Annotated in this window: 21 protein-coding genes; 11 read left to right on the forward strand and 10 right to left on the reverse strand. The window is 67.5% G+C overall.

What is annotated here, in order from left to right:
* Nucleotides 1-64: 64 nt before the first annotated feature.
* Nucleotides 65-1,714: a DNA repair protein RecN gene (gene recN, locus CFB47_RS03620; RefSeq protein ID WP_089455617.1), complete on the reverse strand. Its 1,650-nt coding sequence runs from the start codon at nucleotides 1,712-1,714 to the stop codon at nucleotides 65-67.
* A 19-nt stretch (nucleotides 1,715-1,733) separates the two neighbouring features.
* On the reverse strand, nucleotides 1,734-2,636 hold the full coding sequence (locus CFB47_RS03625) for an NAD kinase (protein ID WP_039361361.1): 903 nt from the start codon (nucleotides 2,634-2,636) through the stop codon (nucleotides 1,734-1,736).
* A gap of 131 nt (nucleotides 2,637-2,767) precedes the next feature.
* Here CFB47_RS03625 and hrcA point away from each other — a divergent pair, with 131 nt between their 5' ends.
* The 3 genes from hrcA to CFB47_RS03640 all read left to right on the forward strand — a co-directional run bounded on the left by hrcA (nucleotide 2,768) and on the right by CFB47_RS03640 (nucleotide 5,425).
* A complete protein-coding gene (hrcA, locus tag CFB47_RS03630; protein ID WP_031399637.1) occupies nucleotides 2,768-3,790 on the forward strand; it encodes a heat-inducible transcriptional repressor HrcA in 1,023 nt (340 codons plus the stop codon).
* A 157-nt stretch (nucleotides 3,791-3,947) separates the two neighbouring features.
* The gene (hemH, locus tag CFB47_RS03635) at nucleotides 3,948-5,012 is read left to right on the forward strand and encodes a ferrochelatase (RefSeq protein WP_089439277.1); all 1,065 of its coding nucleotides are present in this window, start codon (nucleotides 3,948-3,950) and stop codon (nucleotides 5,010-5,012) included.
* Between the two features lie 5 nt (nucleotides 5,013-5,017).
* Nucleotides 5,018-5,425: an RNA-binding S4 domain-containing protein gene (locus CFB47_RS03640; protein WP_089455618.1), complete on the forward strand. Its 408-nt coding sequence runs from the start codon at nucleotides 5,018-5,020 to the stop codon at nucleotides 5,423-5,425.
* Here CFB47_RS03640 and CFB47_RS41065 read toward each other — a convergent pair.
* A complete protein-coding gene (locus tag CFB47_RS41065; RefSeq protein WP_006476841.1) occupies nucleotides 5,397-5,558 on the reverse strand; it encodes a hypothetical protein in 162 nt (53 codons plus the stop codon). The genes CFB47_RS03640 and CFB47_RS41065 overlap by 29 nt on opposite strands.
* Nucleotides 5,559-5,914: 356 nt before the next feature.
* On the opposite strand from CFB47_RS41065, the gene grpE reads away from it, so the two are divergent.
* From grpE to CFB47_RS03670, 5 genes are all read left to right on the forward strand, one after another.
* Complete coding sequence (grpE, locus tag CFB47_RS03650) at nucleotides 5,915-6,460, forward strand: nucleotide exchange factor GrpE (RefSeq protein ID WP_089424554.1); 546 nt, start codon at nucleotides 5,915-5,917, stop codon at nucleotides 6,458-6,460.
* A gap of 10 nt (nucleotides 6,461-6,470) precedes the next feature.
* A complete protein-coding gene (locus tag CFB47_RS03655) occupies nucleotides 6,471-6,911 on the forward strand; it encodes a thioredoxin family protein (RefSeq protein WP_089460440.1) in 441 nt (146 codons plus the stop codon).
* A 147-nt stretch (nucleotides 6,912-7,058) separates the two neighbouring features.
* A complete protein-coding gene (gene dnaK, locus CFB47_RS03660) occupies nucleotides 7,059-9,011 on the forward strand; it encodes a molecular chaperone DnaK (protein WP_089460441.1) in 1,953 nt (650 codons plus the stop codon).
* A gap of 265 nt (nucleotides 9,012-9,276) precedes the next feature.
* A complete protein-coding gene (dnaJ, locus tag CFB47_RS03665) occupies nucleotides 9,277-10,413 on the forward strand; it encodes a molecular chaperone DnaJ (RefSeq protein ID WP_089430628.1) in 1,137 nt (378 codons plus the stop codon).
* 13 nt (nucleotides 10,414-10,426) lie between these two features.
* Nucleotides 10,427-12,370: a chorismate-binding protein gene (locus CFB47_RS03670; protein WP_089460442.1), complete on the forward strand. Its 1,944-nt coding sequence runs from the start codon at nucleotides 10,427-10,429 to the stop codon at nucleotides 12,368-12,370.
* Between the two features lie 120 nt (nucleotides 12,371-12,490).
* Here CFB47_RS03670 and panB read toward each other — a convergent pair whose 3' ends face one another.
* From panB to hda, 6 genes are read right to left on the reverse strand one after another with little or no spacing between them, the layout of a single operon-like run.
* Complete coding sequence (gene panB, locus CFB47_RS03675; protein WP_089460443.1) at nucleotides 12,491-13,306, reverse strand: 3-methyl-2-oxobutanoate hydroxymethyltransferase; 816 nt, start codon at nucleotides 13,304-13,306, stop codon at nucleotides 12,491-12,493.
* A 45-nt stretch (nucleotides 13,307-13,351) separates the two neighbouring features.
* Nucleotides 13,352-14,038, reverse strand: a complete 687-nt coding sequence (locus CFB47_RS03680) for a deoxynucleoside kinase (RefSeq protein ID WP_089460444.1) — start codon at nucleotides 14,036-14,038, stop codon at nucleotides 13,352-13,354.
* Nucleotides 14,035-14,577: a 2-amino-4-hydroxy-6-hydroxymethyldihydropteridine diphosphokinase gene (folK, locus tag CFB47_RS03685; RefSeq protein WP_089439282.1), complete on the reverse strand. Its 543-nt coding sequence runs from the start codon at nucleotides 14,575-14,577 to the stop codon at nucleotides 14,035-14,037. Before folK ends, CFB47_RS03680 begins: the two co-directional genes overlap by 4 nt.
* A gap of 35 nt (nucleotides 14,578-14,612) precedes the next feature.
* A complete protein-coding gene (gene pcnB / locus CFB47_RS03690; protein ID WP_089460445.1) occupies nucleotides 14,613-16,151 on the reverse strand; it encodes a polynucleotide adenylyltransferase PcnB in 1,539 nt (512 codons plus the stop codon).
* A 5-nt stretch (nucleotides 16,152-16,156) separates the two neighbouring features.
* On the reverse strand, nucleotides 16,157-16,834 hold the full coding sequence (locus tag CFB47_RS03695) for an HAD family phosphatase (RefSeq protein WP_089424564.1): 678 nt from the start codon (nucleotides 16,832-16,834) through the stop codon (nucleotides 16,157-16,159).
* Between the two features lie 11 nt (nucleotides 16,835-16,845).
* Complete coding sequence (gene hda / locus CFB47_RS03700) at nucleotides 16,846-17,580, reverse strand: DnaA regulatory inactivator Hda (RefSeq protein ID WP_006484992.1); 735 nt, start codon at nucleotides 17,578-17,580, stop codon at nucleotides 16,846-16,848.
* A gap of 250 nt (nucleotides 17,581-17,830) precedes the next feature.
* Between hda and purM the strand changes: the two genes are divergently transcribed.
* Together purM and CFB47_RS03710 are read left to right on the forward strand one after the other, a co-directional pair.
* On the forward strand, nucleotides 17,831-18,886 hold the full coding sequence (purM, locus tag CFB47_RS03705; protein WP_006484927.1) for a phosphoribosylformylglycinamidine cyclo-ligase: 1,056 nt from the start codon (nucleotides 17,831-17,833) through the stop codon (nucleotides 18,884-18,886).
* A gap of 113 nt (nucleotides 18,887-18,999) precedes the next feature.
* Nucleotides 19,000-19,395, forward strand: coding sequence for an SgcJ/EcaC family oxidoreductase (locus CFB47_RS03710; RefSeq protein WP_089460447.1), 396 nt, complete (start codon nucleotides 19,000-19,002; stop codon nucleotides 19,393-19,395).
* 22 nt (nucleotides 19,396-19,417) lie between these two features.
* On the opposite strand, the gene tet is transcribed toward CFB47_RS03710, so the two are convergent.
* Nucleotides 19,418-20,617 (reverse strand): Tet(A)/Tet(B)/Tet(C) family tetracycline efflux MFS transporter, encoded by a 1,200-nt coding sequence (gene tet / locus CFB47_RS03715; RefSeq protein ID WP_089460448.1) that lies wholly within the window; start codon nucleotides 20,615-20,617, stop codon nucleotides 19,418-19,420.
* A 57-nt stretch (nucleotides 20,618-20,674) separates the two neighbouring features.
* Here tet and tetR point away from each other — a divergent pair, with 57 nt between their 5' ends.
* The gene (gene tetR, locus CFB47_RS03720) at nucleotides 20,675-21,307 is read left to right on the forward strand and encodes a tetracycline resistance transcriptional repressor TetR (protein ID WP_089460449.1); all 633 of its coding nucleotides are present in this window, start codon (nucleotides 20,675-20,677) and stop codon (nucleotides 21,305-21,307) included.
* The last annotated feature ends 2 nt before the right edge of the window (nucleotides 21,308-21,309 follow it).

Genomic DNA, 21,309 nt, shown 5'->3' on the forward strand with positions numbered 1-21,309 from the left:
ACCCGGAACGGCCTTTTTTACGTTTTCACGTTGGCCGAGCGTGCTGTTTCGCGTATCCGATGCCTTATGCGGCGAGCATTTCCTTCGCGTGCTTGCGCGTGGTCGCCGTGATCTCGAGCCCGCCGAGCATCCGTGCGACTTCCTCGATGCGGTTGGCGCGGTCGAGCGCGACGACGGTCGACACCGTGCCGCCACGGTCGTCGGCGCCTTTTGCGACCTGGTAGTGATGATCACCGCGCGCGGCGACCTGCGGCAGGTGCGTCACGCACAGCACCTGGCGATCGCGCCCGAGCTGGTGCAGCAGGCGGCCGACCACTTCGGCGACGCCGCCGCCGATCCCCGTATCGACTTCGTCGAAGATCAGCGTCGGCGTCGGGCTTGCCGCGCTGGCGATCACCGCGAGCGCGAGGCTGATCCGCGCGAGCTCGCCGCCCGACGCCACCTTCGCGAGCGGCCGCAGCGGCACGCCGGGGTGCCCGGCGACCCGGAATTCGACCTGCTCGAGCCCGTGCGGGCCGCCGTCTGCGAGCGGCACGAGCGCGACTTCGAAGCTCCCGCCCGCCATCGACAGTTCCTGCATGCCGGCCGTGACGGCCGTGCCGAGCGCCTTGGCGGCCTGCGCGCGTGCCTTGGACAGGTGTTTGGCGTCGGCGAGATAGGCTTCCCGCGCCTTGGCCTGCGCCGCCACGAGCGCGCCGAGATCGGCCGCCGCATCGAGTGCGGCGAGCTGCGCGCGGCGTGCCGCGTGTTCTTCGTGCAGCGTGTCGGGCGGCAAGCGGAACTTGCGGGCGGTCGAGTGCAGCGCATCGAGACGCGTTTCGACCTGCGCGAGCCGTTCGGGATCGAGATCGACGCGCTGCGCATAGTGCTGCAGCGAATAGACGGCTTCCTGCAACTGGATCTCGGCGGGTTCGAGCGACGCGAGCGCGTCGCTGAGCGAGGTGTCGTAGTCGGCGAGGCTGCGCAGCTTCGACACGATCGCGCCCAGCTGCGCGAGCATCGCGTCGTCGGACTCGGACAGCGCGTTGAGCGCACCGCGCACGCCTTCGATCAGGTTCGCCGAATGCGACAGGCGCTTGTGCTCGTTGCTGACTTCGTCCCATTCGCCGGGCTGCGGCGCGAGCTTGTCGAGTTCGGCGAGCTGCCAGGCGAGCTTTTCGCGTTCGAGCTGCAGCTCGCGCTCGTGCGCTTTTGCAGCGTCGATCGCCTGCGTCGCGTCGCGCCACACGCGCCATGCGCGCGCGACGTTCGCGGCCTCGGCGACGAGCCCCGCGTGCGTATCGAACAGCTCGCGCTGCGCATCGGGCCGCATCAGCAGCTGGTGCGCATGCTGGCCGTGGATGTCGACGAGCATCTCGCCGAGCTCGCGCAGCTGCGCGAGCGTCGCGCTGGTGCCGTTGATGAACGCGCGCGACCGGCCGTTCGCATCGATCACGCGGCGCAGCATCACGGTGTCCTCGGTGTCGAACGCATGTTCGTCGAGCCAGCGCGCGACGCGGTCGTGCGGCGTGAATTCGGCGGTGATGTCGGCGCGGCTGCAGCCGGTGCGCACGACGCTCGCGTCGGCACGCTCGCCGAGCGCGAGGGCGAGGGCGTCGATCAGGATCGATTTCCCGGCGCCGGTTTCACCGGAAAAGACGGAAAAGCCGCTGTCGAATTCGAGATCGAGCGCGGCGACGATGACGAAGTCGCGGATCGAGAGGTGGCGGAGCATGGTGTCGGGCAGAGCGGCGTCAGGACGCCTTGTCGTCTTCGTTCGAGGCGTGTTCGTTCCAGTGCAGCTTCTTGCGCAGCGTCGCGTAGTAACTGTAGCCGATCGGGTGCAGGAACGGCACCGTGTGCTTCGAGCGGCGCACCTCGATCGTGTCGTTCAGTTCGAGCGCGGTGAACGACTGCATGTCGAAGTTCACGTTGACGTCGCGCCCGCCGACGATCTGGATCGCGATTTTCGAATCGTCGGGCAGCACGATCGGCCGGTTCGACAGCGCGTGCGGCGCGATCGGTACGAGCACGATGCCCGCCAGCTGCGGATGGAGGATCGGGCCGGCCGACGACAGCGCGTAAGCGGTCGAGCCGGTCGGCGTGGCGACGATCAGGCCGTCCGAACGCTGGTTGTACATGTACCGGCCGTCGACCGAGGCGCGCAGCTCGACCATCCCGGAGAAGCCGCTGCGGTTCACGACGACGTCGTTGAAGGCGAGCGCGTGGTAGATCGGTTCGCCGTCGCGCATGATCCGGGCCTCGAGCAGCGCGCGCTCCTCGCGTTCGAACTTGCCCGACAGGATCACCGGGACGAGCGCCTGCATGTCGGCCGCCGCGATATCGGTGATGAAGCCGAGCCGCCCGTGGTTGATCCCGATCAACGGTGTCCTGTACGGCGCGAGCTGACGGCCGATGCCGAGCATCGTGCCGTCGCCGCCCAGCACGACCGCCACATCGGCGCGCGCCCCGATTTCGGCCGGGGTCAGCGCCGGGTAGCCGGTGATGCCGATCTCGCGCGCGGTCTCGGCTTCGAAGACGACCTCGAAGCCCCGCTTGGCGACGCAGGCGGCCAGCGTGGCGAGCGGCTCGGCGATGTTCGGCGTGTTGCTCCGGCCGACGAGCGCGACAGTGTTGAACTGATTACCGGTTTTCATGCCGGCATTACACCATAGCTCGTTGACGAAAAGAACCGGCTGTGCGCGGGCGGGGCCGGATCGGGCCGGCCCGCGCAACGGCAGCCGACGCCACTCGCCGCGGTCGCGCGGTTGCGCTAAAATTTTCCACCATGCTAGATCCTCGCGCACGAACCCTCCTGAAAACCCTGATCGAACGGTATATCGCCGACGGTCAGCCAGTCGGATCGCGCACGTTGTCCCGTTACTCCGGGCTCGAGCTGAGCCCGGCGACGATCCGCAACGTGATGTCCGACCTGGAGGAGCTCGGCCTCGTGTCGAGCCCGCACACGTCGGCCGGCCGCGTGCCGACGCCGCGCGGCTACCGGCTGTTCGTCGACACCATGCTGACGGTCGAGGCGCCGATCGACGCCGAAGCCGTCGCGCGGCAGGTGCAGAACACGCTGCAGGCCGGCGAGCCGCAGCAGCGGGTCGTGGCGGCCGCCGCGAGCGTGCTGTCGAACCTGTCGCAGTTCGCGGGCGTGGTGCTGACGCCGCGCCGCAGCCACGTGTTCAAGCAGATCGAGTTCATGCGCCTGTCGGACAAGCGCATCCTGCTGATCATCGTCACGCCCGAGGGCGACGTGCAGAACCGGATGCTCGCGACGCCGCGCGATTACTCGCCGTCGCAACTGACCGAGGCGTCCAACTACATCAACGCGCACTTCGCCGGCCTGTCGTTCGACGAGGTGCGCCGCCGCCTGCGCGACGAGATCGACCAGTTGCGCGGCGACATGACCGCGCTGATGCACGCCGCCGTGACGGCCAGCACCGAGGTGCCGGACACCGAGGACACCGTGCTGATTTCCGGCGAGCGCAACCTGCTCGAAGTGGCGGATCTCTCGTCCGACATGGCGCGGCTGCGCAAGCTGTTCGACGTATTCGACCAAAAGACGGGCCTCCTGCAACTGCTCGACGTGTCGAGCCACGCCCAGGGCGTGCAGATCTTCATTGGCGGCGAATCGACGCTCGTGCCGATCGAGGAAATGAGCGTCGTTACCGCGCCTTACGAGGTGAACGGGCAGATCGTCGGCACGCTCGGCGTGATCGGCCCGACCCGCATGGCGTACAACCGTGTGATACCGATCGTCGACATCACCGCGCGCCTGCTGTCGCTCACGCTGAGCCAGCAGTAGCCTGCCGTCGCCTGCCCGATCCTGCCCGATCCTGCCCCGTCATCGTGCCGCGGCGCCGCGTGTGCCGGTAGTCGGCCGAACGGCCAGCCGACCGGCGCGGAGCGGGCCGCTATAATTGAGAGCCGTCCGGTTCCGTGCCCCGAGCACGTCATTGCCCATGCGTTTCGATCTTGAGCCGCCCTCGACCACCGCGGCTGCCCATCGCATCGGTGTGTTGCTGATCAATCTCGGCACGCCCGACGCCCCGACACCGCGCGCGGTGCGGCGCTACCTGGCCGAATTCCTGTCGGATCCGCGGGTCGTCGAGATTCCGCAGGCCGTCTGGCAGGTGCTGCTGCGCGCGGTGATCCTGCCGCTGCGCGGCCGTGCGTCCGCGAAGAAGTACGCGGCCGTCTGGATGCCCGAGGGCTCGCCGCTGCGCGTGTACACCGAGCGCCAGACTGACAGCGTGCGGCACCTGCTCGTGTCGAACGGCTATCACGTGCAGGTCGACTACGCGATGCGCTACGGCAGCCCGAACATCTCGCACGCGCTCGCGCAGTTCAAGCGGGCGGGCGTCGAGCGCGTGCTGCTGATGCCGATGTATCCGCAGTACTCGGCGTCGACCACGGCCACGGCGTTCGATGCCGCCTTCGACGCGCTCGCGCGCATGCGCAACCAGCCCGAGGTGCGCACGGTGCGGCACTACGCCGACCATCCGGCCTATATCCACGCGCTGGCAGAGCAGGTGCGCCAGTATTGGGCGCAGCACGGCCGGCCCGACTTCGCGGCCGGCGACAAGCTCGTGCTGAGCTTTCACGGCGTGCCGAAGCGCACGCTCGATCTCGGCGACCCCTATCACGACCAGTGCCAGCAGACGGGCGCGCTGCTGATGGCCGCGCTCGGGCTGTCGACCACCGAATGCCGCGTCACGTTCCAGTCGCGATTCGGCAAGGCCGAATGGCTGCAGCCTTACACCGCGCCGACGCTGCGCGAGTTCGGCGAGGCCGGCGTGCGGCGGGCCGACGTGTTCTGTCCCGGTTTCACGGCCGACTGCCTGGAGACGATCGAGGAGATCGGCATGGAAGTGCGTGACGAGTTCCTTGCCGGCGGCGGCAAGGCGTTCCACCGGATTCCGTGCCTGAATGGCGCATCCGCGTGGATCGGTGCGCTCGGCGAGATCGTCGCCGAGAATCTGCAGGGCTGGCCGGTCAGGGCCGCGCAGCCCGAAACGGTGAGTTGAGCGCGATGAATTACAAGATTTCGACCGAACCGGGCGCGAAGCTGCGCGTCGACAAATGGCTGTGGGCGGCCCGGTTCTTCAAGACGCGCTCGCTCGCGACCGATGCGGTCGACAAGGGGCACGTGAAGATTGGCGGCGCGGCGGTCAAGCCGGCGAAGGAAGTGCGCGTGGGCGACGAGGTCGAGATTGCGATCGACGGCATCGTCTGGCACATTGCCGTGCTCGGCGTGTGCGACGTGCGCGGGCCGGCGAGCGTCGCGCAGACGCTCTACGCGGAGACGGAAGCAGGGCGGGCCGCGCGGCTCGCCGAACTGGAGCGGCGCCGCACGTATCGCGAGCCGGCAGCCGAATTGCACGGCCGGCCGACGAAGCGCGACCGGCGCATCATCGACAGATTTTCTGGTGGGAGCTGAACATCTGGTCGAACGTCGCCCGCGCGCTTCCGTATTCGGTCGTGCGGTCGGTGACGGCTCCCGACAGGCAGATGGTGGTGGTGCCGGCAATGAGTACCAGCGCGACCACCGAGATCGCAAACGTCAGTTTCATGGTACTCCCCTCGGGAAGAAGGGTGAAAAACGGCGCCAGGTGGATGTCAGGCGTCAGTCAGCTAGGGGTAAACACGCTTTTCCGACGCTTGAGTGGAGTGTAGTGCAGCGGGCCTGTGCCAAGCTAGTACTTGCCAGGTAAGCGTTGTTACCGGCCGTTTCGCCCGATCTGGCGGACTATGCGGCCGATGCCCCGGCGTGACGCGCGGTTGTTTCGCGGTATTGGAGAATGCCGGCGAATAACCCTCTTGAAATCGTCGTTTTCACCCTTATTTGCACCAGCAATGTGCGGTGCCACCGGATATACGGTCCGGCGGTTGCCGATTTGGCTTCAACCTCTAATCGACTTTCAGCGACATGGAAAACACGCAAGAGAACCCGGCATCCCAATCGGCCGAAGAGATCGGCAGCGAGAAGCAGGCGGCGCAAGGCGCCGCTCCCGCCGCCGAAGCAGCCGACGCGGCGCTCGCGGAGGCTCAAGCCAAGGTCGCCGAGCTGCAGGAGAGCTTCCTGCGGGCGAAGGCCGAAACCGAGAACGTCCGCCGCCGCGCGCAGGACGACGTCTCGAAGGCGCACAAGTTCGCGATCGAGAGCTTTGCGGAGCACCTGCTGCCCGTGCTGGACAGCCTGGAAGCGGCCGTCAACGATACGTCCGGCGACATCGCGAAGGTGCGCGAGGGCGTCGAACTGACGCTGCGCCAGCTGACGAGCGCGCTCGAGAAGGGCCGCGTCGTCGCGCTGAACCCGGTCGGCGAGAAGTTCGATCCGCACCAGCACCAGGCCATTTCGATGGTGCCGGCCGACCAGGAGCCGAATACCGTCGTCACCGTGCTGCAAAAGGGCTACATGATCGCCGACCGCGTGCTGCGCCCGGCGCTCGTCACCGTCGCGCAGCCGAAGTAAGGCCGTCGCGATGCTGCCAGCCGGCGTCGATCCGGCCGCGTTCGACGCGTTCGACATGCAGGCGCTGGACGCCGGCACGTTCGACGCGGCGCTCGACGGCGCGGGCGATGCGCTCGCGGTGGTGTTCTTCTGGGGCGTCGACTGCTTCAACTGCGAGATCGCGAAGAAGGCGATGCTCGCCCAGCCCGACGCGATCCGCGCGCTGGACCTGAAGTGGTTCCATTGCAACGTGTACGAACACCCTCAGCTGGGGCGCCGCTTCGGGCTGCACGGCGTGCCGACGTGGTTCTTCTTCCACCGCGGCAAGCGGCTCGGCCGCGCGACCGGCTGGCATGGCCTCGCGCAGTTCCAGGCAGCGGTGTCGGCGGCACGGGCGAAAGTCGCGGCGGCGGGCAGCAATCCGCTGGGCGGCAATCCGCCGGGCGGCGATCCGCTAGCCGGCGGCGATTGAAAAAATTTAATATCCGCATCGCACGTCGGGTCTTGAAAACGAACCGGACGGACGCATTTCGGGAACAGAGTTGAATTCTGGCGCGCGAAACCGCCCCAAAACGCAGGTTTTTGCGCAGCAAACAAGCATTTCTGGAGATTAGGAAAAATGGGAAAGATCATCGGTATTGACCTCGGCACCACGAACTCGTGCGTCGCCATCATGGAAGGCAACCAGGTCAAGGTCATCGAGAACTCGGAAGGCACGCGCACCACGCCGTCGATCATCGCCTACATGGACGACAACGAAGTGCTGGTCGGCGCACCGGCCAAGCGCCAGTCGGTGACCAACCCGAAGAACACGCTGTTCGCCGTGAAGCGCCTGATCGGCCGCCGCTTCGAAGAGAAGGAAGTCCAGAAGGACATCGGCCTGATGCCGTACGCCATCATCAAGGCCGACAACGGCGATGCATGGGTCGAGGCACACGGCGAGAAGCTCGCGCCGCCGCAAGTGTCGGCGGAAGTGCTGCGCAAGATGAAGAAGACGGCCGAAGACTACCTCGGCGAGCCGGTCACGGAAGCCGTGATCACGGTGCCGGCGTACTTCAACGACAGCCAGCGCCAGGCAACCAAGGATGCCGGCCGCATCGCGGGCCTCGAAGTCAAGCGGATCATCAACGAACCGACCGCGGCTGCGCTCGCATTCGGCCTCGACAAGGCCGAGAAGGGCGACCGCAAGATCGCCGTGTATGACCTCGGCGGCGGTACGTTCGACGTGTCGATCATCGAAATCGCGGACGTCGACGGCGAAATGCAGTTCGAAGTGCTGTCGACCAACGGCGACACGTTCCTCGGCGGCGAAGACTTCGACCAGCGCATCATCGATTACATCATCGGCGAGTTCAAGAAGGAGCAGGGCGTCGACCTGTCGAAGGACGTGCTCGCGCTGCAGCGCCTGAAGGAAGCCGCTGAAAAGGCCAAGATCGAGCTGTCGTCGAGCCAGCAGACCGAAATCAACCTGCCGTACATCACGGCTGACGCATCGGGCCCGAAGCACTTGAACCTGAAGATCACCCGCGCGAAGCTGGAAGCGCTGGTGGAAGACCTCGTCGAGCGCACGATCGAACCGTGCCGTATCGCGATCAAGGACGCAGGCGTCAAGGTGTCGGACATCGACGACGTGATCCTGGTCGGCGGCCAGACGCGCATGCCGAAGGTGCTCGAGAAGGTGAAGGAATTCTTCGGCAAGGATCCGCGCCGTGACGTGAACCCGGACGAAGCGGTCGCAGTCGGCGCGGCGATCCAGGGCCAGGTCCTGTCGGGCGACCGCAAGGACGTGCTGCTGCTCGACGTGACCCCGCTGTCGCTCGGCATCGAGACGCTCGGCGGCGTGATGACGAAGATGATCAGCAAGAACACGACGATCCCGACGAAGCACGCCCAGGTGTACTCGACGGCGGACGACAACCAGGGCGCCGTGACGATCAAGGTGTTCCAGGGCGAACGCGAAATGGCAGCCGGCAACAAGCTGCTCGGCGAGTTCAACCTCGAAGGCATCCCGCCGGCACCGCGCGGCGTGCCGCAGATCGAAGTGACCTTCGACATCGACGCGAACGGCATCCTGCACGTCGGCGCGAAGGACAAGGCGACCGGCAAGGAAAACAAGATCACGATCAAGGCGAACTCGGGTCTGTCCGAGGCTGAAATCGACCAGATGATCAAGGACGCGGAAGCGAACGCAGCGGAAGATCACAAGCTGCGCGAGCTGGCTGATTCGCGCAACCAGGGCGACGCGCTGGTCCACAGCACGAAGAAGGCGCTGACCGAGTACGGCGACAAGCTGGACGCGGGCGAGAAGGAAGCCATCGAAGCGTCGCTGAAGTCGCTCGAGGACGTGCTGAAGGACACGTCGGCCGACAAGGCTGCGATCGACGCGAAGGTCGAGGAGCTCGGCAAGGTGTCGCAGAAGCTCGGCGAAAAGATGTACGCCGACATGCAGGCCCAGCAAGCAGGGGCGGCCGGCGCAGCGGGTGCAGCGGAAGGCGCGGCCCACGCGGGCGGAGCACAGCAGGCTGCCGACGATGTCGTCGACGCCGAGTTCAAGGAAGTGAAGAAGGACTAAGCCGGGTTGCCCCGGTGCCGCACGCCGCGCGCAACCCGCGCGCGGCGCGGCTGACGGGTTGGCTGACAAGCGGTCTGTCTTTCCTTCCGGATGGCCGGATCGACTCCACGCCTGGCGGGCTTCGCGGCCCTCCGGGCACATTTGTTTTTTGGCGGGTGCTGCACGCGCCGTCCGCGGCGGGCGCAGCGCCAGACGAGTCGAGAGACTTTACTGCAGGCGAAAGGAGCCGCCGTGTGCGCGATGCGTGGCGGCACAGTGAATCGATATGGCGAAACGGGATTACTACGAGGTTCTGGGCGTCGCGAAGAATGCGAGCGACGACGAAATCAAGAAGGCGTATCGCAAGCTTGCGATGAAGTATCACCCTGACCGCAATCCGGACAGCAAGGATGCGGAAGAGCATTTCAAGGAGGTGAAGGAAGCCTATGAAATGCTGTCGGACGGCCAGAAGCGGGCAGCGTACGACCAGTACGGCCACGCGGGCGTCGATCCGAACATGGGCGGTGCGGGCGCACAGGGCTTCGGCGGCTTCGCGGACGCGTTCGGCGACATCTTCGGCGACATCTTCGGTCAGGCAGCGGGCGGCGCCGCGCGCGGCGGCCGTGGCGGCCCGCAGGTGTATCGCGGCGCCGACCTGCGCTACAGCATGGAAATCACGCTCGAGCAGGCCGCACACGGCTACGACACGCAGATCCGCGTGCCGAGCTGGGTGTCGTGCGAGGTCTGCCACGGGTCGGGCGCGAAGCCCGGCACGAAGCCGGAAACCTGCCCGACCTGTCACGGCCAGGGCACGGTGCGCATGTCGCAGGGCTTCTTCAGCATTCAGCAGACCTGCCCGAAGTGCCATGGCACGGGCACCTACATCCCCGAGCCGTGCGTGCATTGCCACGGGTCGGGCAAGGTGAAGGAAACCAAGACGCTCGAGGTGAAGATCCCGGCCGGGATCGACGACGGGATGCGGATCCGCTCTGCCGGCAACGGCGAGCCGGGCATCAACGGCGGGCCGCCGGGCGACCTGTACGTCGAGATCCACATCAAGCCGCACTCGGTGTTCGAGCGCGACGGCGACGATCTCCATTGCCAGATGCCGATCCCGTTCACGACCGCCGCGCTCGGCGGTGAGATCGAGGTGCCGACGCTGGCCGGCCGTGCGTCGTTCCCGGTGCCGGAAGGCACGCAGTCGGGCAAGACGTTCCGCCTGCGCGGCAAGGGCATCAAGGGGTTGCGTTCGAGCATCGCGGGCGATCTGTACGTCCACGTGCAGGTCGAGACGCCGGTGAAGCTGACCGACAACCAGCGCGACCTGCTCAAGCAGTTCGAGAAATCGCTGGCCGAGGGCGGCGCGCGTCACAGCCCGCAGAGCAAGAGCTGGTTCGACCGTGTGAAGAGCTTCTTCGAGTAACTCGAGTAACAGCATGACTGAAGGCAACGAGAGCGCGTCGTTCGCGCTCTTGGACGATTGCGACTCGACCGCGCTTGCGCGGTCGAGTCGTTTGTATTCGGGGTTCGTGCGCGAACGCGTGTGCACGGATCCGGCTCGGCTCGACGAGGTCGATGCGGCGGTGGCGCAGGATCTGCGCGACGGGCTGCATGCGGTCGTCGTCGGCGACTACGAATTCGGACGCAACCTGCAACGAGCGCAGCCGGGCCACGCCCCGCTGCGCTTTTTGCTGTATGCGCGCTGCGAGCGCCTGTCGCGCGACGAAGTCGACGCGTGGCTCGCGCAGCAGGACGGCGGCGGCACGCCGTCGATCGCGGGCGTCGCGCATGTCGAAAAGAGCGTGTCGCGCGATGCGTTCGACGCGGCGATCGCCGCGGTGCACGACGCGCTGCGTGCGGGCGATTCGTATCAGGTCAACTACACGTACCGGCTGAACTTCGACGTGTTCGGCACGCCGCTCGCGCTGTACCGGCGGCTGCGTGCGCGCCAGCCGGTGCGCTACGGCGCGCTGATCGCGTTGCCCGACGGTCCGTGGGTCGTGTCGTGCTCGCCCGAGCTGTTCGTCGAGAAGCACGGCGACGTGCTGCGCGCCCGGCCGATGAAGGGCACGGCACCGCGTTCGGCCGATCCTCGCGACGATGCGGCGGCGGCCTCGTTCCTCGCGAACGACCCGAAGAACCGCGCGGAAAACGTGATGATCGTCGACCTGCTGCGCAACGACGTGTCGCGGATCGCGCGCACCGGCACGGTCCGCGTGCCGGCGCTGTTCTCCGTCGAGCCGTATGCGTCGGTGTGGCAGATGACGTCGACGGTCGAGGCCGGCTGGCGCGACGGGACGACGTTCGCGCAGATGCTGCGGGCGCTGTTTCCGTGCGGATCGATCACGGGCGCGCCGAAGCACAAGACGATGGAACTGATCGACGCGATCGAGTCGACGCCGCGCGGCCTCTATACGGGCGCGATCGGCTGGCTTGACGCTGCGAAGCAACGCGCCGATTCCGATGCGCCGGGCGATCGCCTGGCCGGTTGCGGCGATTTCTGCCTGTCGGTCGCGATCCGTACGCTGACGCTCGACGCGGCCGGCGAAGGTGCCGCCAGTGAAGGCGCTGACTGCGAAGGTGCGACGGGTACCGAAGCACGCCATCCGACAACGGTGATCGCCGCCCGGCGCCGCGGCACGATGGGCGTCGGCGCGGGCATCGTGCTCGACAGCGTCGCGGCCGACGAATATGCGGAGTGCGAATTGAAAGCGCGATTCCTGACGGACGCCGATCCCGGCTTCCAGCTGTTCGAAACGACGGCCGCCACGCGTGCGGACGGCATCCGGCATCTCGATCGCCATCTCGCGCGGCTGCAGCGTAGCGCGGATGCGTTCGGCTTCCGCTTCGACGCCGATGCGTTACGTCGCGAGATCGACGCGCGCTGCGCGGCGCTCGACGGCGACGGCGCGTACCGGATGAAGCTCGCGCTCGCCAAGGACGGCACGATCGAGATCATCGCGGCACCGCTCAAGCCGCTGCCGGCGGGGCCGGTCGGTGTGCTGCTGGCGTCCGCGCACGGTTTCGCACCGACCCGTGCGGGCGATGCGCTGCTGCTGCACAAGACCACGCGCCGCGCCGAATACGATCGCGCGTGGCAGGCTGCGGAGGCGCTTGGCGGCTTCGACATGCTGTTCGTCAACGAGCGTGGCGAGGTGACGGAAGGCGGGCGCTCGAACCTGTTCGTGAAGCTCGACGGCCGGTGGGTGACGCCGCCGCTCGAGTCCGGCGTGCTGCCGGGCGTGATGCGCGGCGTGCTGCTCGACGATCGTGCGTTCGGCGCGACCGAGCGGATCGTGACCCGTGACGATCTCGCGCGTGCGGAGGCGCTATTGCTGACCAACGCGCTGCGTGGCGCGCTCGACGCGGTACTCAAGTGATCGGCAGATAGCCGACCGCTGTCGGCAGCGTGAGAAAGAAAAAAGCGCGGCACCCTGCAAAGGGCGCCGCGCTTTTTTCATCGAGGGCCGACGAACGCATCGCCGGCACCGCGCCGGACGTCAGAACGAATGCTCGGGGCCGGGGAACGAACCGTCCTTCACCGCGCGCACGTACGCTTCGACGGCTGCCTGGATGTTCGGCTCGCCCTGCATGAAATCCTTCACGAAGCGCGGCCGCTTGCCGGGGAACACACCGAGCATGTCGTGCAGCACGAGCACCTGGCCCGAGCAGTCGGCGCCCGCACCGATGCCGATCGTCGGCACGCGCAGCATCTGCGTGACTTCGGATCCAATCAGCGTCGGCACGGCTTCGAGCAGGACGACCTGCGCACCGGCCGCTTCGACCGCGCGTGCGTCGCGCAGCAGTTGCGCGGCGCCGGCTTCGGTCTTGCCCTGCACCTTGAAGCCGCCGAACGCATGCACCGACTGCGGCGTGAGGCCCACGTGCGCACACACGGGCACCGCGCGCTCGACGAGGAAGCGGATCGTCTCGGCGAGCCATTCGCCGCCTTCGAGCTTGACCATCTGCGCACCGGCGCGCATCAGCTTCACGCTGCTGGCGAATGCCTCGGCCGGCGTGCCGTACGTGCCGAACGGCAAGTCGGCCATGATCAGCGCGCGCGGCTGCGCCCGGGCGACACAGGCGGTGTGATACGCGATGTCGTCGAGCGACACGGGCAGCGTGGTCGTGTGGCCCTGCAGCACGTTGCCGAGCGAATCGCCGATCAGCAGCACGTCGACGCCCGAACGGTCGAGCAGTGCGGCAAAGCTCGCGTCGTAGCAGGTGAGCATCGCGATCTTCTCGCCGGCGTCGCGCATTGCCTGCAGCTTGGGCACCGTGACGGCAGGCCGGCTCGATTCCTGGAGATAGGTCATGGGAAATCCGGTTCGAATGGGGGTGGAACGACAGGCGAGGACGCGTCAGCGCGTCGTCTCGCCCTTGACGAAGAATTCCTTGCGGCCGCGCATCGTCTCGATGCGCTCGACCAGCAGGGCGAGATCGTCGGGGGAATCCAGCGGGTTCAGGTGTTCGGCTGCGACCGTCAGCACCGGCGTGCGGTCGTAGTGGTAGAAGAATTCGTTGTACGCGTCGACGAGCGAGCGCAGGTACGCATCGCTGATCTGCAGCTCCATCGGCAGCCCGCGCTTCTGGATGCGCGAGAACAGCACTTCGGGGCTCGCCTGCAGGTAGACGACGAGGTCGGGCGACGGCGCCTGCGGCACGTCCACGTGCGTCGCGACCGAGCGGTAGAGCTGCCACTCGTCTTCCGGCAGGTTCAGCCGCGCGAAGATGTCGTTCTTCTGCGGCATGAAATCGGCGATGACCGGGCGGCCCGTGTCGAGCGCACCGATCAGCTCGCGTGCCTGCTGCGCGCGCTGCAGCGCGAACGACAGCTGCACGGGCAGCGCGTAGCGTGCGGTGTCGCGATAGAAGCGTTCGAGGAACGGGTTGTCCTGCGGGCGCTCGAGCAGCGTCTGCATCGACCAGCGTTCGCCGAGCAGGCGCGCGAGCGTCGTCTTGCCGACGCCGATCGGGCCTTCGATCACGAGATAGCGATGCGGGGCGCGCAGGTCGGGCGCGGTGACGGTGAGGGGAGTCGGGGTCATCGGCAGCGGTTCTTGTCGGCGTCTGCGCTGGCAGCGAGCGCCTTCTGCATCAGGCACTGGCAGGTCTGCACCTTCTCGACGCGCTGGTCCGCGACGGCGGCGAGGAACGCGTCGGCCCGGCCGCGCGCGGGGATGTCGAGTGCCGGCTCGATCTCGACGAGCGGCACGAGTGCGAACGCACGGTCGGTGAGGCGCGGGTGCGGGACGATCAGGTCGGGCTCGTCGATCGAATCGTCGCCGAACAGCAGGATGTCGAGATCGAGCGTGCGCGGCGCATTGCGATACGGGCGCTCGCGGCCGAAGTGATGTTCGATCTTCTGGCACAGCGCGAGCAGCTCGCGGGCCGACAGCGTCGTGTCGAGCTTGACGACGCAGTTGTAGTAGTCGTCGCCGCCCGCTTCGAAGGGCGCCGTGCGATACAGGCTCGATTTGCCGAGGATCGAGATGGTGCGCTGCTGCGCAAGGCACACCACCGCGTCCTTCAGGGTCTGGCGCGCATCGCCGAGATTCGCCCCCAGTCCGATATATGCAACCGTCATGGCATCACTTCCTACGTCGTTCGCCGGCGAGCGCGTCAGTCGTCGGAACCGCCCGAGGCGTCCGGTGCCGGCTCGGCGGCCCCTTCACCCGGCTTGCGGTTTCGCACGCCGCCGCGGCGGCGCCGCTTGCGGGGCGATTTTTCCTTCGTGCCGCCCTGCGTGAGCAATGCCTCGCGAGCGGCCGCGTCGCCTTCGATGAAATCCGTCCACCACTGTCCGACTTCCGCATCGAGCTCGCCGGATTCGCAGCGTAACAGGAGGAAATCATACCCCGCTCTAAACCTTTGGTGTTCCAGCAGCCGCATCGCGCTGCGGCCCGAGCGTTTCTCGAGGCGCAGCTGCAGGCCCCAGATCTCGCGCATGTCGGCCGAGTAGCGCTTGTGGATCGCGAGTTTCTCGGTCTGCATGTCGAGCACGTCGTCCATCGCGCGATGGAGCGCCGGCACCGGGATTTCGCCTTCCGCCGTGTATTGCTCGAAGCGCTGGCGCATGTCGTGCCACAGCAGCGTCGCGAACAGGAAGCCGGGTGATACCGTCTTGCCGGCGCGCACGCGTGCATCGGTGTTGTTCAGCGCGAGCGTGATGAACTTCTCGCCCTGCGGCTGTTCGAGCACGACGTCGAGCAGCGGCAGCAGCCCGTGGTGCAGGCCTTCCTTGCGCAGCCGCTGCAGGCACGCGAGCGCGTGGCCCGACAGCAGCAGCTTCAGCATTTCGTCGAACAGGCGCGCGGCCGGCACGTTGTTGATCAGGTCGGCGAGCGCGTTGATCGGTTCGCGCGTATGCGGCTCGATCTCGAAACCGAGCTTGGCTGCGAAGCGCACGACGCGCAGCATCCGCACCGGATCCTCGCGGAAGCGCGTGGCCGGATCGCCGATCATCCGCAACAGGCGGGCGCGCACGTCGGCCATCCCGTCGTGGTAGTCGAGCACCGTCTGCGTCGACGGGTCGTAGTACATCGCGTTGATCGTGAAGTCGCGGCGCGCGGCGTCTTCGTGCTGCTCGCCCCACACGTTGTCGCGCAGCACGCGGCCGCTCGCGTCCACCGCGTGCGTGCGGCGATCGAGTTCGTCGCGCTTCAGGCGCTTCGGCGGCTCGGCAGCGGCCGCCTCGGGCGGCGCATCGACCAGCGCGCGGAACGTCGACACCTCGATCAGCTCCTGGCCGAACTGCACGTGGACGATCTGGAAGCGGCGGCCGATCAGGCGTGCGCGGCGGAACAGGCGCTGCACTTCGGTCGGCGTGGCATCGGTCGCGACGTCGAAGTCCTTCGGCGCGATGCCGAGCAGCAGGTCGCGTACCGCACCGCCGACGATGAACGCACGGAAGCCCGCCTGCTGCAGCGTGTCGGTCACGCGCACGGCATTCTTCGAGATCAGCGCCGGGTTGATGCCGTGCACGCTGGCCGGCACGACGGTCGGTTCATGGTTGCTGCGCGGTTTCTTCGCGCCGCCGCCGCGGGCGCCCTTCGGGGTGCGCGGGGTAGCAGGGGCCGCTTCGTCGGCCGGGGCCGTTGCGGGAGAGGTTTGCTCGGTTTCGTCCTGGCCGAGCAGCTTGCGGATGAATTTTTTGATCACGACGTTCAGAAGAGATCGAGGATGCGCCAGCCGCGGTTGCTTGCATGCGCACGCAGCGTGTCGTCAGGGTTGGTCGCGATCGGGTCGGTGACTTTCTCGAGCAACGGGATGTCGTTGTGCGAGTCGCTGTAGAAATAGGTGTGCGGGAAGTCGCTCCATTGCTTGCCGAGCGACGCGAGCCACGCTTCGGTCCGCACGATCTTGCCTTCGCGATAGCTCGGCGTGCCGGTCGGCCGGCCCGTGTACGGCGAATCGGGATGCCCGTCGGTCGTTTCGACCTCGCAGGCGATCAGCGTGTCGACACCGAACGCGGACGCGATCGGGCGCGTGATGAATTCGTTGGTCGCCGTCACGACGCAGCACAGGTCGCCCGCATCGAGGTGCTTGCGCACGAGCTCGAGCGCGGCGGGCGTCATGGCGGGCCGGATCACCTCGTGCATGTACTGATCGTGCCATTCGGCCAGCTGCGCGCGCGAATACTTCGCTAGCGGCGTGATCATCGCCGTGAGGTACGCGTGGATGTCGAGCTTGCCGGCCTTGTAGTCGGCGAAGAACTGATCGTTCTGACGCGAGAAGCTTTCCGCGTCGACGATGCCGAGCTTCACCATGAAGCGGCCCCATTCGTGGTCGCTATCGGTCGGGATCAACGTGTGATCGAGGTCAAAGAGTGCCAGATTAGTCATGGAAGCGCATTTTACTCGAAGCGGTTCGGGCCCGTGCCCGGTGGGGTGATGTCGTCGCCGGGACGCGCCAGCATGCGGCGCAGCAACGGCAGCGTGACGGCGCGTTTCTGCTCGAGCGAAAAGCGGTCGAGCGCGTCGAGCAGCGCCATCAGGCTCGGCATGTCGCGGCGGAAATGGGTCAGCAGGTAGGCGGCGATGTCGTCGGTGAGCGCGATCCCGCGCTCCTTCGCCGCGAGCTTGAGCACGGCGATCTTGCCGGCATCGGACGGCGGCGACAGGTGGAACACGAGCCCCCAGCCGAGGCGCGTGCGGAGATCCTCGCGCACGTCGAGCGCGAGCGGCGCCGCGGGGCCCGCCGCGACGAACGCGCTCGACGGGTGCGCGCGCACTTCGTTGAACAGGTTGAACAGCGCGACCTGCTGCGTGTCGCTCATCCGGTCGCAGTCGTCGATCGCGTAGATGCCGATGCGCGGGTCGAACGTGAACGCGCCGAGCGGGCTCTGCGGCGTCAGGTAGCGCGCATAGCCGTACGATGCGTCGCTCACGAGCGCCTGCAGCAGATGGGTGCGGCCGCAGCCGGGCTCGCCCCAGATGTAGAACGACCGGTCCGGCACGGGGCCCGCCGCGAGCGCGAGGTCGAGCTTCTGCAGGCGCGAGATGAGCTCGTCGTTCTCCTCGTTCATGATGAAGTTGTCGAACGTGGCGGGCGGCGGCGTGCCGAGATCGAGCGTCAGTTGACGAGACACAACAGTCACAATGCAGGTCGGTTGAAAATACGCGCGCCGTACGCCGGGCACGCGCCGGGGCTTGCGTCTTCACGGGCTTCACGCGCGGCCGCACGCACGGCGCCACGCCGGTTTCGGCGCGGTTCGCTCGGCGATGAAAACGGGGACGTGTTGACCAAGATGCAATCCCTGACGATTCGGTGCTGGGAATTCCGGCCAACGGGCCGGCTTCGGGTAAAATCGCATTTTACCGACCTTCTCGCATTCCCCCATGAATCCTCCGAAATCCGCTCCCGACGCTCAGGGTCTGTCCTATCGCGACGCAGGTGTCGACATCGACGCGGGCGACGCACTCATCGACAAGATCAAGCCTTTTGCGAAGAAAACCCTGCGCGACGGCGTGCTCGGCGGCATCGGCGGGTTCGGCGCGCTGTTCGAAGTGCCGAAGAAGTACAAGGAGCCCGTGCTGGTGTCGGGCACCGACGGCGTGGGCACCAAGCTCAAGCTGGCGTTTCATCTGAACAAACACGACACCGTCGGCCAGGATCTCGTCGCGATGAGCGTGAACGACATCCTCGTGCAGGGCGCCGAGCCGCTGTTCTTCCTCGACTACTTCGCGTGCGGCAAGCTCGACGTCGACACCGCGGCAACGGTCGTCAAGGGCATCGCGCAGGGTTGCGAACTGTCGGGCTGCGCGCTGATCGGCGGTGAAACGGCCGAAATGCCGGGCATGTACCCGGACGGTGAATACGACCTGGCCGGCTTCGCGGTCGGCGCGGTCGAGAAGAGCAAGATCATCGACGGCAGCACGATCGCCGAGGGCGACGTGGTGCTGGGCCTCGCATCGAGCGGCATCCACTCGAACGGCTTCTCGCTCGTGCGCAAGATCATCGAACGCGCGAACCCCGACCTGTCGGCCGATTTCCACGGCCGCTCGCTGGCCGACGCGCTGATGGCGCCCACGCGCATCTACGTGAAGCCGCTGCTCGCGCTGATGCAGAAGCTGTCGGTGAAGGGCATGGCGCACATCACGGGCGGCGGTCTCGTCGAGAACATTCCGCGCGTGCTGCGCGAAGGCCTCACCGCCGAGCTCGACCAGAACGCCTGGCCGCTGCCGCCGCTGTTCAAGTGGCTGCAGGAGCACGGCGGTGTCGCCGATGCGGAAATGCACCGCGTGTTCAACTGCGGCATCGGCATGGCCGTGATCGTGTCGGCGGCCGATGCGGACGCAGCGATCGCCGACCTGACCGCCGCCGGCGAACAGGTGTGGAAGATTGGCACCGTGCGTGCGACCCGCGAAGGCGAGGCGCAGACGGTCGTGGTCTGACGCACTGCCTGCAGCAGATGCAGCAAGGAAAGCCGCCCGGAGTCGATCCGGGCGGCTTTTTTTTTTGGGCGTGGCGTCGCGTTCGGGCGCGCGCCGGTGAAGGAGGGACGACGATGACCGAAGACGAACACGCGATCCGCGAACTCGTGGACAACTGGTTCGTGTCGAGCCGGCGTGGCGACCTGGTGACGGTGCTCGACCTGATCGCCGACGACGCGATCTTCATGGTGGTCGGCAAGCCGCCGTTCGACAAGGCGGCGTTTGCGGCCGCGTCACGCGACGCGAACGCCGGGGGCGGCCACGCGCCGAAGATCGACGGCCGTTACCGGATCGACGAGCTGCGCGTGCTGGGCGACTGGGCGTACATGCGCAATTTCATCGAGATCGAGGCGACCCCGCCGGACGGCGAGACGATCCGCCGGTCGGGCCATACGCTGACGATCTTCCGCAAGGCCGACGGCCGCTGGCAGCTCGTGCGCGACGCGAATCTGGTGACGCTCGCGCAGTGAGCGCGACGGGGCGCGCCGACGCTCATGCGGACGGCCGTGCCGCGCCCGCCGGCCGCGCACCGGCCAGCAATGGCGGGACGAGCAGATAAAGCAGTGCGGCCGCGGCCCAGACGAGCCCCGGCCACGTCGCACGTGTCGCCGCATAGGTCGCGGTGACGACCAGCGGCCCCGCGACGCCGATCAGGCTCGCCACGCTCGCGAGCGCGCCTTGCAGTTCACCCTGGCGCCCATCGTCGACCTGCCGCGCGAGCATCGCCTGCAGGGCCGGCAGCGTCATGCCGCCTGCTGCGAACAGCGGCAGCAGCGCGAACGGCACCCATGCGGCGGTCGCGAACGCGATCGCCACGAGCCCGAGCGCGTCGCCCGCGAGGCCCAGAGCCAGCGCGCGGCGCTCGCCGAGCCGCGCGATCAGCGGCCCGATCGCGAAGGCCTGCGCGAGTGCGTGACACGCGCCGTAGCCCGCCAGCGACAGCCCCGCGATCGGCGTCGACCAGCCGAAATGCTCCTGGCCGTACAGGATCCACAGTGTTGCGGGCGCCTGCGACACCAGCGCCACGATCACGTAAATGCCGATCAGCGGGGCGAGCGCGGGCGCGCCGGTCAGCCGGCGCAGGCTGGCGAACGGATTGAGTGCGCCAACCGCGTGGCCTTCGCGGGCCGAAGGCGGCCGTGATTCCGGCAGCGCACGCCAGACCAGTACGAGGTTGAGCGCATTGAGCACGGCGGCCGCGACGAACGGTGCGCGCAAGTGCAGCGCGCCGAGCAGGCCGCCGATCAGCGGGCCCGCGATGAAGCCGATGCCCATCATCGCGCCGAGCTGGCCGAAGCGTCGTGCGCGATCGGGTTCGGCGGTGACGTCGGTGACGTAGGCAGTCGCGACCGCGACGTTCGCGCCGGTGATGCCCGCGATCAGCCGCCCCACGTAAAGCCAAGCGAGGGTCGGCGCGAGCGCCATCAGCAGGTAGTCGAGCGCAGCGCCCGCGAGCGAAACGAGCAGCACGGGCCGGCGGCCGAAGCGGTCGCTCAGCGCGCCGAGCAGCGGGGCGCACAGGAACTGCGCGAACGCATACAGCGCGAGCAGGATCCCGTAGTGGGTATCGGTGCTGCCTGCGTCGGCGAGCGAGCGCAGCAGCCCGGGCAGGATCGGCATCACGATCCCGACGCCGATCGCGTCGAGCAGGACCGTGGCCAGGATGGCAATCAGGGACGGATTCAAGAGCATGACTCTATCGGTGATAGAGTGGCGATTATTCCACAGCTTTCCCTATCGGTGATAGAGATGAAGGACACAGGGGCGCGGCTGACGCGCGACACGGTATTGCGCGCGGCGCTCGAGCTGCTCGACGAAGTCGGCATCGACGGGCTGTCGACGCGGAAGCTCGCCGAGCGGCTCGGCGTGCAGTCGCCGACGCTTTACTGGCATTTCAAGAACAAGGGCGAACTGCTCGATGCGATGGCCGAGGCGATCATGCTCGAGCGTCACGATGCGTCGCTGCCGCGGCCGGGCGAAGCGTGGGATGCGTGGCTTTTGGACAACGCGCGGAGTTTCCGTCGTGCGCTGCTGGCCTATCGCGACGGCGCGCGCCTGCATGCCGGTACGCGGCCGCGCGCGCTGCATTTCGGCTCGATCGAGCGCAAGGTCGCGCTGCTCGGCGCTGTGGGTTTCGCGCCGGACGAGGCGGTCGACGTGATGTATGCGCTGGGCCGCTTCGTGGTCGGATGGGTGCTCGAAGAGCAGGCGGAAGCGGACGGCGACGCCGATGCGCCGCTGCCGGACGCGGCCGAGTATCCGCTGCTCGCGAAGGGCTGGGCCGCGTTGCGCGCGCGCAGCGGCGACGAGGCGTTCGAGCGCGGCGTCGCGTTGATCGTCGACGGCGCCCGCGCGCATCTGGCAGCGCGAGCGCGCGGCTGACG

The sequence above is a fragment of the Burkholderia sp. AU27893 genome (genome assembly GCF_002223205.1).
Taxonomy (GTDB): Bacteria; Pseudomonadota; Gammaproteobacteria; order Burkholderiales; family Burkholderiaceae; genus Burkholderia.

Bases quoted from the DNA above. Each gene is read 5' to 3' on its own strand.
- recN (WP_089455617.1), bottom strand. From the start codon at position 1,714: ATGCTCCGCCACCTCTCGATCCGCGACTTCGTCATCGTCGCCGCGCTC.
- CFB47_RS03625 (WP_039361361.1), bottom strand. From the start codon at position 2,636: ATGAAAACCGGTAATCAGTTCAACACTGTCGCGCTCGTCGGCCGGAGC.
- hrcA (WP_031399637.1), top strand. From the start codon at position 2,768: ATGCTAGATCCTCGCGCACGAACCCTCCTGAAAACCCTGATCGAACGG.
- hemH (WP_089439277.1), top strand. From the start codon at position 3,948: ATGCGTTTCGATCTTGAGCCGCCCTCGACCACCGCGGCTGCCCATCGC.
- CFB47_RS03640 (WP_089455618.1), top strand. From the start codon at position 5,018: ATGAATTACAAGATTTCGACCGAACCGGGCGCGAAGCTGCGCGTCGAC.
- CFB47_RS41065 (WP_006476841.1), bottom strand. From the start codon at position 5,558: ATGAAACTGACGTTTGCGATCTCGGTGGTCGCGCTGGTACTCATTGCC.
- grpE (WP_089424554.1), top strand. From the start codon at position 5,915: ATGGAAAACACGCAAGAGAACCCGGCATCCCAATCGGCCGAAGAGATC.
- CFB47_RS03655 (WP_089460440.1), top strand. From the start codon at position 6,471: ATGCTGCCAGCCGGCGTCGATCCGGCCGCGTTCGACGCGTTCGACATG.
- dnaK (WP_089460441.1), top strand. From the start codon at position 7,059: ATGGGAAAGATCATCGGTATTGACCTCGGCACCACGAACTCGTGCGTC.
- dnaJ (WP_089430628.1), top strand. From the start codon at position 9,277: ATGGCGAAACGGGATTACTACGAGGTTCTGGGCGTCGCGAAGAATGCG.
- CFB47_RS03670 (WP_089460442.1), top strand. From the start codon at position 10,427: ATGACTGAAGGCAACGAGAGCGCGTCGTTCGCGCTCTTGGACGATTGC.
- panB (WP_089460443.1), bottom strand. From the start codon at position 13,306: ATGACCTATCTCCAGGAATCGAGCCGGCCTGCCGTCACGGTGCCCAAG.
- CFB47_RS03680 (WP_089460444.1), bottom strand. From the start codon at position 14,038: ATGACCCCGACTCCCCTCACCGTCACCGCGCCCGACCTGCGCGCCCCG.
- folK (WP_089439282.1), bottom strand. From the start codon at position 14,577: ATGACGGTTGCATATATCGGACTGGGGGCGAATCTCGGCGATGCGCGC.
- CFB47_RS03695 (WP_089424564.1), bottom strand. From the start codon at position 16,834: ATGACTAATCTGGCACTCTTTGACCTCGATCACACGTTGATCCCGACC.
- purM (WP_006484927.1), top strand. From the start codon at position 17,831: ATGAATCCTCCGAAATCCGCTCCCGACGCTCAGGGTCTGTCCTATCGC.
- CFB47_RS03710 (WP_089460447.1), top strand. From the start codon at position 19,000: ATGACCGAAGACGAACACGCGATCCGCGAACTCGTGGACAACTGGTTC.
- tet (WP_089460448.1), bottom strand. From the start codon at position 20,617: ATGCTCTTGAATCCGTCCCTGATTGCCATCCTGGCCACGGTCCTGCTC.
- tetR (WP_089460449.1), top strand. From the start codon at position 20,675: ATGAAGGACACAGGGGCGCGGCTGACGCGCGACACGGTATTGCGCGCG.